General features: G+C 63.3%; 11 protein-coding genes. 7 read left to right on the plus strand and 4 right to left on the minus strand.

Annotated features, from left to right (window positions below):
• The first annotated feature begins 462 nt into the window (after positions 1–462).
• From amrB to ACQRCJ_RS10600, 4 genes are all read left to right on the plus strand, one after another.
• A complete protein-coding gene (gene amrB / locus ACQRCJ_RS10585; protein WP_297137833.1) occupies positions 463–1332 on the plus strand; it encodes an AmmeMemoRadiSam system protein B in 870 nt (289 codons plus the stop codon).
• A 171-nt stretch (positions 1333–1503) separates the two neighbouring features.
• Positions 1504–2454 (plus strand): NiFeSe hydrogenase small subunit, encoded by a 951-nt coding sequence (gene hysB / locus ACQRCJ_RS10590; protein WP_168934600.1) that lies wholly within the window; start codon positions 1504–1506, stop codon positions 2452–2454.
• 47 nt (positions 2455–2501) lie between these two features.
• Entirely contained in the window at positions 2502–3995 is a 1494-nt protein-coding gene (gene hysA / locus ACQRCJ_RS10595; RefSeq protein WP_168934601.1) for a NiFeSe hydrogenase large subunit HysA, read from the plus strand.
• Between the two features lie 188 nt (positions 3996–4183).
• A complete protein-coding gene (locus ACQRCJ_RS10600; protein ID WP_289616719.1) occupies positions 4184–4762 on the plus strand; it encodes a UbiX family flavin prenyltransferase in 579 nt (192 codons plus the stop codon).
• A 373-nt stretch (positions 4763–5135) separates the two neighbouring features.
• Here the strand turns inward: ACQRCJ_RS10600 and ACQRCJ_RS10605 are convergent, their stop codons facing one another.
• From ACQRCJ_RS10605 to carB, 4 genes are all read right to left on the minus strand, one after another.
• Complete coding sequence (locus tag ACQRCJ_RS10605; protein ID WP_040368933.1) at positions 5136–5390, minus strand: glycine zipper domain-containing protein; 255 nt, start codon at positions 5388–5390, stop codon at positions 5136–5138.
• A 50-nt stretch (positions 5391–5440) separates the two neighbouring features.
• The gene (locus ACQRCJ_RS10610) at positions 5441–5863 is read right to left on the minus strand and encodes a hypothetical protein (protein ID WP_168934604.1); all 423 of its coding nucleotides are present in this window, start codon (positions 5861–5863) and stop codon (positions 5441–5443) included.
• A gap of 507 nt (positions 5864–6370) precedes the next feature.
• Entirely contained in the window at positions 6371–7498 is a 1128-nt protein-coding gene (gene carA, locus ACQRCJ_RS10615) for a glutamine-hydrolyzing carbamoyl-phosphate synthase small subunit (protein ID WP_006003958.1), read from the minus strand.
• A 3-nt stretch (positions 7499–7501) separates the two neighbouring features.
• Positions 7502–10744 (minus strand): carbamoyl-phosphate synthase large subunit, encoded by a 3243-nt coding sequence (gene carB, locus ACQRCJ_RS10620; RefSeq protein WP_427799773.1) that lies wholly within the window; start codon positions 10742–10744, stop codon positions 7502–7504.
• Positions 10745–11039: 295 nt separating this feature from the next.
• Between carB and ACQRCJ_RS10625 the strand changes: the two genes are divergently transcribed.
• The 3 genes from ACQRCJ_RS10625 to ACQRCJ_RS10635 all read left to right on the plus strand — a co-directional run.
• On the plus strand, positions 11040–12248 hold the full coding sequence (locus ACQRCJ_RS10625) for an argininosuccinate synthase (RefSeq protein WP_168934606.1): 1209 nt from the start codon (positions 11040–11042) through the stop codon (positions 12246–12248).
• Positions 12249–12407: 159 nt separating this feature from the next.
• Entirely contained in the window at positions 12408–13796 is a 1389-nt protein-coding gene (gene argH, locus ACQRCJ_RS10630; RefSeq protein WP_204626553.1) for an argininosuccinate lyase, read from the plus strand.
• Positions 13793–14279: hypothetical protein (locus ACQRCJ_RS10635; RefSeq protein WP_427799774.1), on the plus strand; the 487-nt coding region annotated here is incomplete at its 3' end. The genes argH and ACQRCJ_RS10635, both read left to right, overlap by 4 nt.

Below are 14279 nucleotides of genomic sequence, written 5' to 3' on the forward strand. Positions count from 1 at the left end.
TCATCAGGCACATCACGAAAATCTGTTTGTTTCATGGGACGGGATTACCACACCTTTTAAAATCAAAAAACATGCCGGACATCCTCTTATTGATGCCATGCCAATGGCCTGTCTGATGGGCCTGTGATTCCCTTTTCAGGAACAAGTCGCAGGGAAACGAAAACTTCCATGCAATACAAATGATGGGGAAAGGCACCTTTGAGATGCAAAGGTGCCTTTCTTATGCCCGCCAATGCCTGCATCGCCAAAACCTGATGGACGAGGCACGCCTACATTCCTGAGGCGAAAAGTCTCTTGGGTAAAGCAGCTGATACAGCCTTGCAGGCCCTCCCCTGCCTTCGCCGTTCATCTTCCCGCGCCTGCCTTTTTCCGCCGGAAAAGCTGCGCCGGTCTTGCTGGTCTTTGTCCGCCGCTGGCGCTATGCTCCTTCCAGTTCAAGATCTTTTTCGGGAGGATACCGCCATGCATCTTCGTCAGCCCGCTGTCGCAGGCCGTTTTTATACTGATGTCCCGGCCGACCTGCGCGCCGAAGTGGAGTCGTTCCTGAAACAGGGGGCGGCCCTGCCCGCTTCGGCCCTTGCCGCCGGGGATGCGGCCCATCTGGCGGGCCTCATGCTCCCCCATGCCGGGCACGTCTACAGCGGCCGGGTCATCGGCGCCACTCTGGCCCACGTGCGCCTGCCGCGCACGGTCTTCCTGCTTTGCCCCAACCATACCGGCCTGGGCACGCCCCTGTCCGTCTGGCCCGCCGGTGCCTGGCAGACCCCGCTGGGCCCCGTGCCCGTGGACGGTGAGATGGCCCGCCTGCTCTGCGAGGCCGACGAGGATTTCAGCGCTGATGTCATGGGGCATGTGCGGGAACACAGCATCGAGGTCCTGCTGCCCTTCCTCCAGGTCTGCGCGGGCGATGCACCCCTGCATGTGGTGCCTGTCTGTGTGGGCACCGGCCAGGCCCCTGTGCTGCGCACGGCTGGACAACGCCTGGCCCGGGTCCTGGAGCGCTGCCGGAGCCGCGACGGCCAGCGCCCCCTGCTGCTGGTCAGCTCGGACATGAACCACTACGAAGACCAGCAGACCACCCTGCGCAAGGACGACCTGGCCCTGGACGCCGCCCTCAAAGGCGATGCCGACGCCCTGCTGGCCACCGTGGCCCGGGAGGGCATCAGCATGTGCGGGGCCGCGCCGCTGGCTCTGGCATTCTATGCCCTGCACGCCTGGGCGCCCGATGCGGCAGTGCGCGCAACCCTGGTCATGCACGAAACGTCCGCCGCTGTTTCGCAAGATGCGGGACACGTCGTGGGCTACGCCGGACTGCGTATCTTCAGCTGCTGAAAGGCCCGTCAAAAAAACAAGCAAAGAGCTCGGAATCCCTTGTCCTAAGCCTGTTTCTTCGGATTGTTACGTTGACACAATCTTCCGGCCTTGGTACATCCATATTACTTATGTCGTTTGGCATAACCCGACTGCCGTTTTTTTTCACTACGCCAACATGAGGAGGCATGCATGAGTCTCAACAGGCGTGATTTCGTCAAACTGTGCACCGGCACAGTGGCGGGTTTCGGCGTTGCGCAGATGTTCCATCCTGCGGTTCGCGAAGCCCTGGCCGGCACGTTGACTGGCGAGCGCCCCCCTGTCATCTGGCTGCAGGGACAGGGCTGTACCGGTTGTTCAGTGTCGCTGCTGAACAACGTCAACCCCTCCATCGCTGATGTGCTGCTGAAGATCATCAGCCTCGAGTACCATCCTACCGTCATGGGTGGTGAAGGCCACGACGCCTACACCCACATGCTGAACATTGCCAAGAACTTCAAGGGCAAGTTCTTCCTGGCCATCGAAGGTTCCATCCCGCTGGCCAAGGATGGTCGCTACTGCGTGGTGGCCGAAGAGGGCCACACCGAGATCACCATGGCCGACCTGGTCAAAAAGCTGGCTCCCGATGCCGCCGCCGTGCTGGCCCTGGGTACCTGCGCTGCCTACGGCGGCATCCCCGCTGCCAAGGGTTCCGTGACCGAAGCCATGGGTACCGGTGCCATGCTCAAGCAGGCCGGCATCAAGACCCCCGTGGTCAACATCCCCGGCTGCCCGCCCCAGCCTGACTGGATCGTGGGCACCATCGCCCTGGCCCTCCAGAAGATCAAGGAAAAGGGCCTGGAAGCCGGTCTGGCCGAAGTGGTCTCCCTGCTGGACAGCGAAGGCCGCCCGCTGCCTTTCTACGGTCGCAACGTGCACGAGAACTGCCCCTATCTGGGCAAGTACGACGAAGGCAAGTTCTCCGCCACCTTCACCGAGAAGGACGGCTGCCGCTACGACCTGGGCTGCAAGGGCCCCGGTGCGTACTGCGACTCGTTTGAACGTAAATGGAACGGCGTCAACTGGTGCGTGGCCAACGCCATCTGCATCGGCTGCACCGAGCCCTCGTTCCCCGACGGACAGAGCCCCTTCTACAGCAACTAGAAGCGGCCCGGCTTTTCCATTTTTTCTGACGTTCAAAGGAGAGCTTTATGGCCAAGGCCACTATCGCCATCGATCCCGTCACCAGAATCGAGGGCCATCTCAAGGCCCAAGTGGTGGTGGAGAACGGCAAGGTTGTGGACGCCCACCTCACCGGTGGGATGTTCCGCGGTTTTGAACAGATTTTGAAAGGGCGCGACCCGCGTGACTCCACCCAGATCGTGCAGCGCATCTGCGGCGTGTGCCCCACCTCCCATGCCATGGCTTCCGCCCTGGCGCAGGAAAGCGCCTTCAACATCAAGGTGACCGGCAACGGCCGCATCACCCGTAACCTGATCCTGGGCGCCAACTACCTGCAGTCGCACATCCTGCACTTCTACCATCTGGCCGCTCTGGACTTCGTGGCCGGCCCCGATACCGCGCCCTTCGTGCCGCGTTTCGCCCAGCCCGACCTGCGCCTGCCCCCCGAAGCCAACAAGGTGGGCGTGGACCAGTACCTGGAAGCCCTGGAAGTGCGCCGCATCGCCCACGAGATGGTCGCCCTCTTCGGCGGCCGCATGCCCCATGTGCAGGGCATCGTGCCTGGCGGTGCCACTGAAATGCCCACCAAGGAAGCCCTGCTGGAATACGCGGCCCGCTTCAAGAAGGTGCGCCAGTTCATCGTCGAAAAATACCTGCCCATCACCTACATCGTGGGCTCCGTGTACAAGGACCTGTTCGAACAGGGCCAGGGCGTGCACGGCTGCTCCTGCTTCGGCGTGTTCCCCATGACCGACGACGGCAAGACCCACCTGCTCAAGGCCGGTATCTTCCTCAATGGCCGTGACGTGGAATTCGATCCCAAGAAGATCACCGAAGACCTCAAGTACGCCTGGTACGACGACGCCACCACCGGCAAGGGTGCTGCCGGCGCCGAGACCAACCCCAACCTGGACAAGAAGGACGCCTACTCCTTCGTCAAGGCTCCCCGCTACGACGGCGAAGTCATCGAAGTGGGCCCCGCCGCCCGCATGTGGGTGGCCAACGCGCCGCTGTCCGAAGTGGGCGTGAAGATGCTGAAGGAAAAGTTCGGCATCGAAGCCCGCACCATCCGCGACCTGGGCTGGGACAAGGTCTTCTCCATCATGGGCCGTCACGTGGCCCGCGCCGAAGAAGCCCTGCTCATCGCCAATGCTGTGGAAGGCTGGCTGAAGGAAGTCAAGCCCGACGGCGAGACCTTCACCCCCTTCGAGATCCCGCAGAGCGCCGAAGGCTACGGCTGCACCGAAGCGCCCCGTGGTTCTCTGGTCCACTACATCCGTGTGAAGGACCAGAAGATCGACAGCTACCAGATCATCTCCGCCACTCTGTGGAACTGCTCGCCCCGCGACGACAAGGGCCGCCGTGGTCCTCTGGAAGAAGCCCTCATCGGTGTGCAGGTCCCGGACATCAACAACCCCGTCAATGTTGGGCGCACCATCCGCGCCTTCGACCCGTGACTGGGCTGTGCCGTGCACGTGCTGCACGCTGAGACCGGCGAAGAATCCATCGTGAACCTGGGCTAGGTTCCGCGCGATTTGTCGCTTTGTCCCCCCTGTCCGTGTGGCAGGGGGGACTTTTCTTTTCCTCTCTCCCACCGTATCCTCAGTTTTCCGTCCCCGCTCCCGCTTTCATGCCATCCTGCCAAAGGGCACCCCTTCCGCTGCCTGCGGCAGAGGCCCTCCTCCGGGGAGGGTACGGCCAAGGAGCTTTTATGAAACGAATCATCGTAGGCGTCAGCGGTGCCAGCGGCATGCCCCTGGCCCTGTGCCTGCTGCGCCATCTGGCTGCCCTGCCCGACGTGGAAAGCCACCTCATCCTTTCGCCCGGGGCCCATGCCGTGCTGGAAGCGGAATGCGGCCTTGCCCCGTCCGCCCTGCATGCCCTGGCCGACGTCAGCCATGATGCGGCCTGTCTGGGAGCCGCCCCGGCCAGCGGCTCCTGGCAGCACGACGGCATGGTGGTCTGCCCCTGCTCCATGAGCAGCCTGGCCAGCATCGCCACCGGTGCCGGAACCAACCTGCTGCACCGCGCCGCCGACGTGACCCTCAAAGAGCGCCGCCCCCTGATCCTCGTCCCCCGGGAAAGCCCCCTGAGCCGCATCCATCTGCGCAACATGCTCTGGGCCAGTGAGGCCGGAGCCGTCATCATGCCCTTCATGCCCGCCTTCTACAGCGGGGAGGATACCCTCGAAGGGCTCATGGGCCAGTTCTGCGGCCGCATCTTCGATCAGCTGGGGTTGTCCCACCAGTTATGCCGCCGCTGGCAGGGCCCTTCGGATGAGAGGTGCTGAAGCAAATATGTGATGAGGGGGAAGGGGGGACTTTTTGGAAAAAGTCCTCCCCTTCCCCCTCAAACTCCCCCATCCCCTCCCCAAAACTTTTGCTCTGGTCTATGGCAGGATGAAGTAACGCGACAGACCGTGCCCGACGCCCCTGTCCCCCGGAAATACGGGGAAGGTCCATCCGGCATCTTTCGCATGGAAAAGCACGAGGAACAGGAGGGGACTTCTGCCGGAGATGCAGAAAAATGATGCCCCGGGGATCAAGGCCATCCGCATGGCGGATGGTTTTCCCTTTCGCACCGTGGAACGCAACAGGATAAAGGCCATAAAAAAACCGCTCCCCGAAGGGAGCGGTCGCTGTCACAAAGCAAAAAAAGCGGGGTTACCAGCCGCGATGGTGGTAACGGCTCTTTTCCTGCTGGTTGCCTACGATACCACCGGCCAGAGCACCCATACCGGCACCAGCCAGAGCGCCCCAGCCCACGGAACCACCGGAAATGGCGGCCACGCCGGCACCACCCAGCGTACCCAGCGCGGCACCGCTGGCCACGCCCTGCTGGGTGGGGGACATATTGGTGCAGGCGACGCCCGTCGCCATAAAGGCGGCCATCAAGATGATCGCAAACAGTTTTTTCATAGAAGTCTCCACAATACGCAGCAGCGTATCAGTTCGTGAGGGACGATCCGTTATTGAGCGGCCGCAAGACGCGGCTCGACGAGTTCAAACCACAGCACACCCAGGACAGGACGGTCCAGTCTGTCAGGGTGAGCCGCATACCAGGCATCCACTTCTTCCACGATGGTGGTGCGCTTCACGTCCTTGAACGCCTTCATCCAGCCCTTTTCGAACTTGGACAGGTTGGACACAGGCATCTTGCCGTTCTTGGCGGCCAGTTCAGCTTCCCGGCTGTTGACGAAGTATTCCGTGGCGATGGCGGTATCCATGCCGAACAGGAAACTCAGCTTGTTGTCCAGGCTGCTCTTCTGCCACACGCTGCCCGTGAATTGCAGCACGGGATTGTTGCCCTTGTCCTGATCTGCCGCCTGAACGCCGGCAGCCCCGAACACAAGCGCCGCAGCCAGACAAAGGCTCATGATGGCTTTTTTCACTCCAGACTCCTTTGGTCTGTTGCCCTTGCGGACAGTTGAAGGCCGACCTGCCTGCAGCAGATTCGGACCGATATCACGACGATAGCCCAAGTGCGCAGGTGATGGCAAGCCTGTGCCGGAACCTTGGCACCAAGAGCGTGAGCGAAACGTCAGTGCCCGGTATCGCAGTAGTTTTCCTTCACCCTCCCCAGATGTCCGTCCTTTGACGGCAACGCATCCCTCTTGTACGGCCTGAGCGCTGGCCCCACATCAGCCCTGCATCAATAGCCCTTTGGGAAAGCATTCCTGTAGCACGCCCGGTCTTCGCTCTTCTGTTCACAGGGCATCCCTGCGTGTTGCCAACGCCCTGTCCCAACTCCTCCGCAGCATAAAAAAACAGGGCCCTTCCGAACGGGAAGAGCCCTGTAAACAGATACCTGATAAAGCGCGCTGGGGAGGGGGGAGTTTGAGGGGGGAACCCCTCTCGCGCTAGGCGAGGGGGTCCCCCCTCAAAAATCCCGCCAGATCTTAGGCCAGAGCGGCCTTCATCATCTCATGGAAGCGTTCGAAGAGGTAACGCCCGTCGTGGGGACCGGCGGCCGCTTCGGGATGATACTGCACGCTCATGATGGGCAGGGTCTTGTGACGCAGGCCTTCCAGAGTCTGGTCGTTGAGGTTGATGTGGGTGGCTTCCACATCGTCCAGGCCGTCCAGCACCACATGGAAGCCGTGGTTCTGGGACGAGATCTCGATGCGGCCCGTGCCCAGATCCTTGACCGGATGGTTGCAGCCGTGGTGGCCGAACTTCAGCTTGGCCGTGGTGCCGCCCAGGGCGTGACCGATGAGCTGATGGCCCAGGCAGATGCCGGTCACGGGGAATTCCTTCACCAGTTCGCGGATGATGGCGATCTCGTCCTTCAGGGTGGCGGGGTCGCCGGGGCCGTTGGACAGGAACACGCCCTTGGCGCCGCTGGCACGGGCCTGGTCCGGCGTGAAGGAAGGCGGCACGGCCAGGGGCTCGAAGCCCACTTCGGCCAGCAGGCGCAGGATGTTCCATTTCACGCCGAAGTCATAGACCAGCAGCGGGATGCCCGTGCCCTGCCAGGCATAGGCGCCGTTGGCGTCGAACTGGGCGTCCTTGGGGCCGTCGGCCGTGAGGATGTAAGGCTTCTGGGCGGCCACGAAGGGCACCAGGTTCTGGCCTTCCATGCTGGGCAGGGCGCAGGCCTTGGCGCGCAGGCTCTCCACATCCAGGTCACGGGTGGAGATGATGCCGCGCATGGCGCCGTTGATGCGCAGGTGGCGCGTCAGGGCGCGGGTGTCCAGGCCTTCCATGCCGGGCACGTTCCAGCGCTTGAGGAAGTCCGGCAGGGATTCCTTGGAGCGCCAGTTGGAGGGCTCCTTGCAGCATTCCTTGACCAGCAGGGCGCGCATGTGCACGCGGCCGGATTCCATGTCTTCGGCGGTGATGCCGTAGTTGCCGATGAGCGGATAGGTCATGCACACCATCTGCCCGTAATAGGAGGGGTCGGTGAGCACTTCCTGATAGCCGGTCATGCCTGTATTGAAAATCACTTCCCCACCGGTTTCGAAATCGCCGGTAAAGGATTTGCCCTGAAGGCAGAAACCGTCTTCAAGTACCAGTAATGCTTTCATATCTTACCCCCGCGCTTCCCGCGCGTAGTATTCCTGCAGGCTTTCCACATGCGTGTCTTCGCGGCGCTTGCCGATGGCGATGGCCGAGGCCTTGGCACCGGCCACGGTGGTGCAGTAAGGCACGCCGTAGCTCACGGCCGTATGACGGATGGACTTGGAGTCGCGGGCCGTGTTCTTGCCCGAGGCCGTGTTGATGACCAGGGCCACGTCGCCGTTGATCATGCGGTCCACGATATTGGGACGGCCTTCGTAGACCTTGAGCACTTCTTCCACTTCCAGACCGCGCTCGCGCAGGTAGCGGGCCGTGCCGCGCGTGGCCAGCAGGTGGAAGCCCAGGTCGGCGAACATGGCCGCCACTTCGGGCAGGATGGGCTTGTCGCGGTCATTGACCGAGATGAAGACATTGCCGCCCTGCGGCAGATCCTGACCGGAGGCCAGCTGGCTCTTGTAGTAGGCTTCGGGGAAGTCGCTGCCCATGCCCATGACTTCGCCGGTGGAGTGCATCTCGGGTCCGAGGATGATGTCCACGCCGGGGAAGCGCTGGAAGGGAAGCACGGCTTCCTTGACGCAGGTGAAGCCGCCGCGGCGCATGCTCCAGGGATCCAGCTCGTCCAGGGTCTTGCCCAGCATGACCTGGGTGGCCATGTAAGGCAGCGGCACGCCGGTGGCCTTGGAGACGAAGGGCGCGGTGCGCGAGGCACGCGGGTTCACTTCAAGGATGTACAGATCGTCGCCCTTGATGGCGAACTGGATGTTCATCAGGCCCACGACCTTGAGCTCGCGGGCCAGGGCTTCGGCCTGGGCGGCGATGAGGGCCACATGGTCATAGGAGAGCGAGAAGGAAGGCAGCACGCAGGCCGAGTCACCGGAGTGGATGCCGGCTTCTTCGATGTGTTCCATGATGCCGGCCACATAGACTTCCTTGCCGTCGGACAGGGCGTCCACGTCCACTTCCACGGCATGTTCCAGGAACTTGTCGATGAGGATGGGATGCTCGGGCTTTTCAGGCACCTGTTCGCGGAAGTAATCCATCAGCTCTTCCTTGTCATAGACCACGGCCATGGCGCGGCCGCCCAGCACGTAGCTGGGACGCACCACCACGGGATAGGTGATGCGCTCGGCCACTTCCAGCGCCTGATCCAGGTCCATGGCGGTACCGTTCGGCGGCTGGAGCAGGCCCAGCTTTTCGATGAGGGCCTGGAAGCGTTCGCGGTCTTCGGCGCGGTCGATGGCATCGGGCGAGGTGCCCAGGATCGGCACACCGGCGCGCATCAGCGGCACGGCCAGGTTCAGCGGGGTCTGGCCGCCGAACTGCACGATGACGCCTTCGGGCTTTTCCTTTTCCACGATGTTCATCACATCTTCAAAGGTCAGGGGCTCGAAGTACAGGCGGTCGGAGGTGTCGTAGTCCGTGGACACGGTCTCGGGGTTGGAGTTGACCATGATGGCCATGATGCCCGCGTCGCGCAGGGCGAAGGAGGCATGGCAGCAGCAGTAGTCGAACTCGATGCCCTGGCCGATACGGTTGGGGCCGCCGCCAAGGATCAGCACCTTGCGGCAGTCCTTGGTCTGCACTTCGTCACCCTTTTCATAGGTGGAGTAGTAATAGGGCGTGTAGGCTTCGAATTCCGCGGCGCAGGTATCCACCAGGTAGAAGGTGGGCACGATGCCCATTTCCTTGCGCAGACGGCGGATGTCGGTCTCGGGACGCTTCCACATCTCGGAGAGCTGACGGTCGGAGAAGCCGTATTCCTTGGCTTCGCGCAGGATCTCCGGCAGCTCGGGGTTCAGGGGCGTCATGTCGTTGGCCAGACCGAAGTCGCGGATGCGGGTCTCCATGTCCACGATGTCGCGCATCTGGCGGATGAACCAGGGATCGATGCCGGAAGCCTCGTGGATGTCTTCCACGCTCACGCCGGCCAGCAGGGCCTGACGCAGGGTGAAGATGCGGCGCGAATGGGGCTTGCGCAGACCGGCCATGATCTCGGGCAGGGGCGGCAGCTCGCGACGGAAGTTGAAGCCCAGGCCGGAGGCGCCGATCTCCATGGAGCGCAGGCCTTTCTGCAGGGCTTCCTTGAAGGTGCGGCCGATGCTCATGGCTTCGCCCACGCTCTTCATGGAGGTGGTCAGCTCGTCCTTGGCACCGGGGAATTTTTCAAAGGTGAAGCGCGGGATCTTGACCACACAGTAGTCGATGGCCGGCTCGAAGCTGGCCGCGGTCTCGCGGGTGATGTCGTTGCGCAGTTCGTCCAGGGTGTAGCCGATGGCCAGCTTGGCGGCCAGCTTGGCGATGGGGAAGCCGGTGGCCTTGGAGGCCAGGGCCGAGGAACGCGACACGCGCGGGTTCATCTCGATGACCACCATCTCGCCGTTGGCGGGATTGATGCCGAACTGCACGTTACTGCCGCCGGTCTCCACGCCGATCTCGCGCATGATGGCGAAGGAAGCGTCGCGCATCATCTGGTATTCGGCGTCGGTCAGGGTCTGGGCCGGGGCCACGGTGATGGAGTCGCCGGTGTGCACGCCCATGGCGTCCACGTTCTCGATGGAGCAGACGATGACGCAGTTGTCATTCTTGTCGCGCATGACTTCCATCTCGAACTCTTTCCAGCCCAGCACGCTCTGCTCGATCATGACTTCGGACACGGGGCTGGCGGAAAGGCCGTGACCGGCCACTTCTTCCAGGTCGGCCATGTTGTAGGCGATGCCGCCGCCGGTGCCGCCCAGGGTGAAGGCCGGGCGGATGATCAGCGGGAAGGGCAGCACGTCGCCCAGGGCGCGCACTTCATCCATGTTGTGGGCAATGCCGCTGGCAGGCACTTTGAGGCCGATGTTCTCCATGGCCTGCCGGAACAGTTCGCGGCTTTCGGCCTTTTCGATGACTTCGGCACGCGCACCGATGAGCTCAACGCCGCACTCCGCCAAAACGCCGCTCTTGGCCAGACCAAGAGCGGCGTTGAGCGCCGTCTGTCCGCCAAGGGTAGGCAGCAGGGCATCGGGGCGTTCCTTGCGGATGATGGCCGCCAGGGTCTGCTGCTCGATGGGTTCGATATAGGTGGCGTCGGCCATGTGGGGGTCGGTCATAATGGTGGCCGGGTTGGAATTGACCAGCACCACCTCGTAGCCTTCTTCCTTGAGGGCCTTCACGGCCTGGGAGCCGGAATAGTCGAATTCACAGCCCTGGCCGATGACGATGGGACCTGCGCCGATAACCAGAATTTTGTGTAGATCCGTGCGTTTGGGCATTGGATGTTCCTGTATGGTTGGGAAAATCGCAGGGGTGCGGCCCTGCCCCTCCGGGTGCCTCCCCTGCCGCCCCATGGCGCATTGCACGGAAGACATCCGGTTAAAACGTTTTTTTCTATCCGCTTGCGCTGCCTTCGTCAAGATGCTGCCTGCCCTTCCCGGCAGGATGTCCGGCCAAGGGCACGGCCGGGGCCAAAGCGTGCGCCTGCGGGCCTTTTGCCCCCTTTCGCACTTGCCAAGGACGGGCTTTTGGAGAATACTGCTTCCCTCTCAATCTTTTTTACGAGGCCTTACGATGAACAAAGACATCAAGAAAGTTGTGCTCGCCTACTCCGGCGGCCTGGACACCTCCGTCATCCTCAAGTGGCTGATCGAAACCTACAAGTGCGAAGTCATCACCGTCACTGCCGATCTGGGCCAGCCCGAAGACCTGAGCGGTGTGGAAGCCAAGGCTTACAAGACCGGCGCTTCCAAGGCCTACGTTGTGGACCTGCGTGAAGAAATGGCCCGCGACTTCGTCTTCCCCATGATGCGCGGCGCCGCCCGGTACGAGAACCGCTACATGCTGGGCACCTCCATCGCCCGCCCCATCATCACCAAGGCCCTGGTGGACATCGCCCGCAAGGAAGGCGCTGACGCCATCGCCCACGGCGCCACCGGCAAGGGCAACGACCAGGTGCGCTTCGAGTTCGCCGCCAAGGCCCTGGCCCCCGACCTGAAGGTCATCGCCCCCTGGCGCGAATGGGACCTGATGTCCCGTACGGCCCTCAACGCCTTTGCTGAAAAGCACGGCATCCCGATCTCCAAGGAAGCCAAGCGCTACAGCATGGACGCCAACATGATGCACACCAGCTTCGAAGGCAGCGAGCTGGAAGATCCGGGCAACGCTCCCCACGAGTCCTGCCACGAGCGCTGCGTGCCCGTGGAACAGGCCCCCAACGAGCCCGAGATCATCGAAGTGAGCTTCGAGCACGGCAACCCCGTGGCCGTCAACGGCGAAAAGATGTCGCCCTACACCATCATCAAGACCCTGGCCGAACTGGCCGGCAAGCACGGCATCGGCCGTGACGACATGGTGGAGAACCGCTACGTGGGCATGAAGTGCCGCGGCGTGTACGAAAACCCCGCCGGCACCCTGCTCTACGCCCTGCACCGCGACCTGGAAGGCCTGTGCATGGACCGCGAACTGCTGCAGCTGCGTGACATGCTGGCCGTGCCCTACTCCCACGCCGTGTACAACGGCTACTGGTTCTCGCCCGAACGCGAAGCCATGCAGGCCTTCATGGACAAGTCCCAGGAGACCGTCACCGGTACCGTGCGCGCCAAGCTGTACAAGGGCGGCGTGTGGCCCCTGGCCCGTACCTCTCCCTTCTCCCTGTTCTCCGAAGACCTGGCCACCTTCGAAGGCGGCAACTACGACCACAAGGACGCTGCCGGCTTCATCCGCCTCAACTGCCTGCGCCTCGGCATGTACGCCGCGGTCCAGAACAAGCTGGGCAAGTAAGTCTTCCTCACGGCGGACGGGGAGACCCGCCCGCCCCGTTCTTTCCATCCGGAAGGCCGCCCCGTCCGCATCCCGCACGGGGCGCCGCCGTTTCCGGCCCCTTGTCATCGCGCGCCGCAGCGCATACACCGGCCCCTCCCGGGGCAGAGAGATCTTTCCATGAGCACCAATCAGAGCTGGGGCGGCCGCTTCGCCGAAGGCCCCAGAGAAGCCGTGGCCGCCTATACCGATTCCCAGACCTATGACCGCGCCCTCTATGCCCAGGACATCCGCGGTTCCCAGGCCCATGCCCGCATGCTGGGCCGTCAGGGCGTCATCACCCCCGACGAGGCCGAGCAGATCGTCAACGGTCTCGATGCCGTGAAGCAGGAGATCGAATCCGGCGCCTTTGTCTGGAAACCGGCGCTGGAAGACGTGCACATGAACATCGAGGCCCGCCTCACCGAGATCATCGGCGACGTGGGCAAGAAACTGCACACCGGTCGCAGCCGCAACGACCAGGTGGGCCTGACCTTCCGCCTGTTCGTGGCCGACCGCCTGAAGGTCTGGCAGCAGCGCGCCGCCCATTTGTGCGCCACCCTGGTGTCCTGCGCCGACGGCCATCAGGACGACATCCTGCCCGGCTGCACCCACATGCAGCCCGCCCAGCCCGTGAGCCTGGCCCACCATCTGCTGGCCTACGCCTGGATGTTCCGCCGCGACTGCATGCGCCTGGACGACGTGCTCAAGCGCGTGCGCATCTCCCCGCTGGGCTCCGCCGCCCTGGCCGGCACCACCTATCCCCTCGATCCGCAGAGCGTGGCCGACGAAGTGGGCTTCGACGGCATCTACGGCAACTCCATGGACGCCGTCTCCGACCGTGATTTCGTGCTGGAGGCCCTGTTCGCCGGCTCCTGCATCATGGCCCACCTGTCCCGCCTGTGTGAAGAGCTCATCATCTGGGCCAACCCGGCCTTCGGCTTCGTGCAGCTCTCCGACGGCTACTCCACGGGCTCGTCCATCATGCCCCAGAAGAAGAACCCCGACGTGGCCGAACTCATGCGCGGCAAGACCGGCCGCGTCTACGGCTCGCTCATGGGCATGCTGACCATCATGAAGGGCCTGCCCATGACCTACAACCGCGACCTGCAGGAAGACAAGGAAGGCTTCCTCGATGCCGACCGCACCGTGGATGCTTCCCTGATGCTCATGGCCGGCATGCTGGAAGAACTGACCTTCCGCACCGACCGCATGCGCGCCGCCTGCGCCCGCGGCTTCCTCAACGCCACGGAACTGGCCGACTATCTGGTGGGCAAGGGCCTGCCCTTCCGCGAGGCCCATCACGTCACGGGCCATGCCGTGGCCCTGGCCGAAAAGCAGGGCAAGGGTCTGGAAGACCTTTCGCTGGCCGAACTCCAGCAGCTGGACGCCCGCATCGCCGATGACGTCTATGCCGTGCTGGATTACGCCGCCGCCGTGCGCCGCCGCGAGACGCCCGCCGGTACCGGTCCCCGTTCCGTGGCCCGCCAGATCGAGCAGCTGCGCAGCTGGCTGCAGGAGCGCGCATGAGCCAGCAAAAAGCCACCGGCTGGAAAGTGCCCCTGCTCTTCTGCGCCGTCATGGGCGTAGCCGTGCTGGGCACCTGGTTGTGGCGCAACCTGGGCAAGCCCGAGGTGCCGCCGCTGGAGCCCGGTCTCGTGGCCGTGGCCCAGACCTACCACATCGACCTGGAAGCCGACCCCGAAGGCAAGCTGCTGCGTGAGTCCATCACCAACGCTTCCACGGGTTTTGCCACCCATGACAGCAAGGACGCCCGTCTGGCGGCCCTGATCGACAAATCGCTGGACATGGGCCGCTTCGATGCCGCCTGTGTGGCCGCCGTGCTCCTGTTCGACCAGCACAAGCGCGAGGGCAAGCTCATGCATATCGCCCGCAGCGCCGCCAAAGACTGCGCCACCCTGCCCTGGGGTGCCTTTGCCGCCAAGGCCATGAAGGATCCCGGCGTCCAGACCGACGCCCACTTCCTGCTCAATGCCCGCTGGCGCGAATGCC

The organism is Desulfovibrio sp. SGI.102 (assembly GCF_050314315.1).
GTDB lineage: Bacteria > Desulfobacterota > Desulfovibrionia > Desulfovibrionales > Desulfovibrionaceae > Desulfovibrio.

What these genes read in the sequence shown, in the direction of transcription:
- amrB (WP_297137833.1), top strand. Translation starts at nt 463, where the DNA reads ATGCATCTTCGTCAGCCCGCTGTCGCAGGCCGTTTTTATACTGATGTC.
- hysB (WP_168934600.1), top strand. Translation starts at nt 1,504, where the DNA reads ATGAGTCTCAACAGGCGTGATTTCGTCAAACTGTGCACCGGCACAGTG.
- ACQRCJ_RS10600 (WP_289616719.1), top strand. Translation starts at nt 4,184, where the DNA reads ATGAAACGAATCATCGTAGGCGTCAGCGGTGCCAGCGGCATGCCCCTG.
- ACQRCJ_RS10605 (WP_040368933.1), bottom strand. Translation starts at nt 5,390, where the DNA reads ATGAAAAAACTGTTTGCGATCATCTTGATGGCCGCCTTTATGGCGACG.
- carA (WP_006003958.1), bottom strand. Translation starts at nt 7,498, where the DNA reads ATGAAAGCATTACTGGTACTTGAAGACGGTTTCTGCCTTCAGGGCAAA.
- carB (WP_427799773.1), bottom strand. Translation starts at nt 10,744, where the DNA reads ATGCCCAAACGCACGGATCTACACAAAATTCTGGTTATCGGCGCAGGT.
- ACQRCJ_RS10625 (WP_168934606.1), top strand. Translation starts at nt 11,040, where the DNA reads ATGAACAAAGACATCAAGAAAGTTGTGCTCGCCTACTCCGGCGGCCTG.
- argH (WP_204626553.1), top strand. Translation starts at nt 12,408, where the DNA reads ATGAGCACCAATCAGAGCTGGGGCGGCCGCTTCGCCGAAGGCCCCAGA.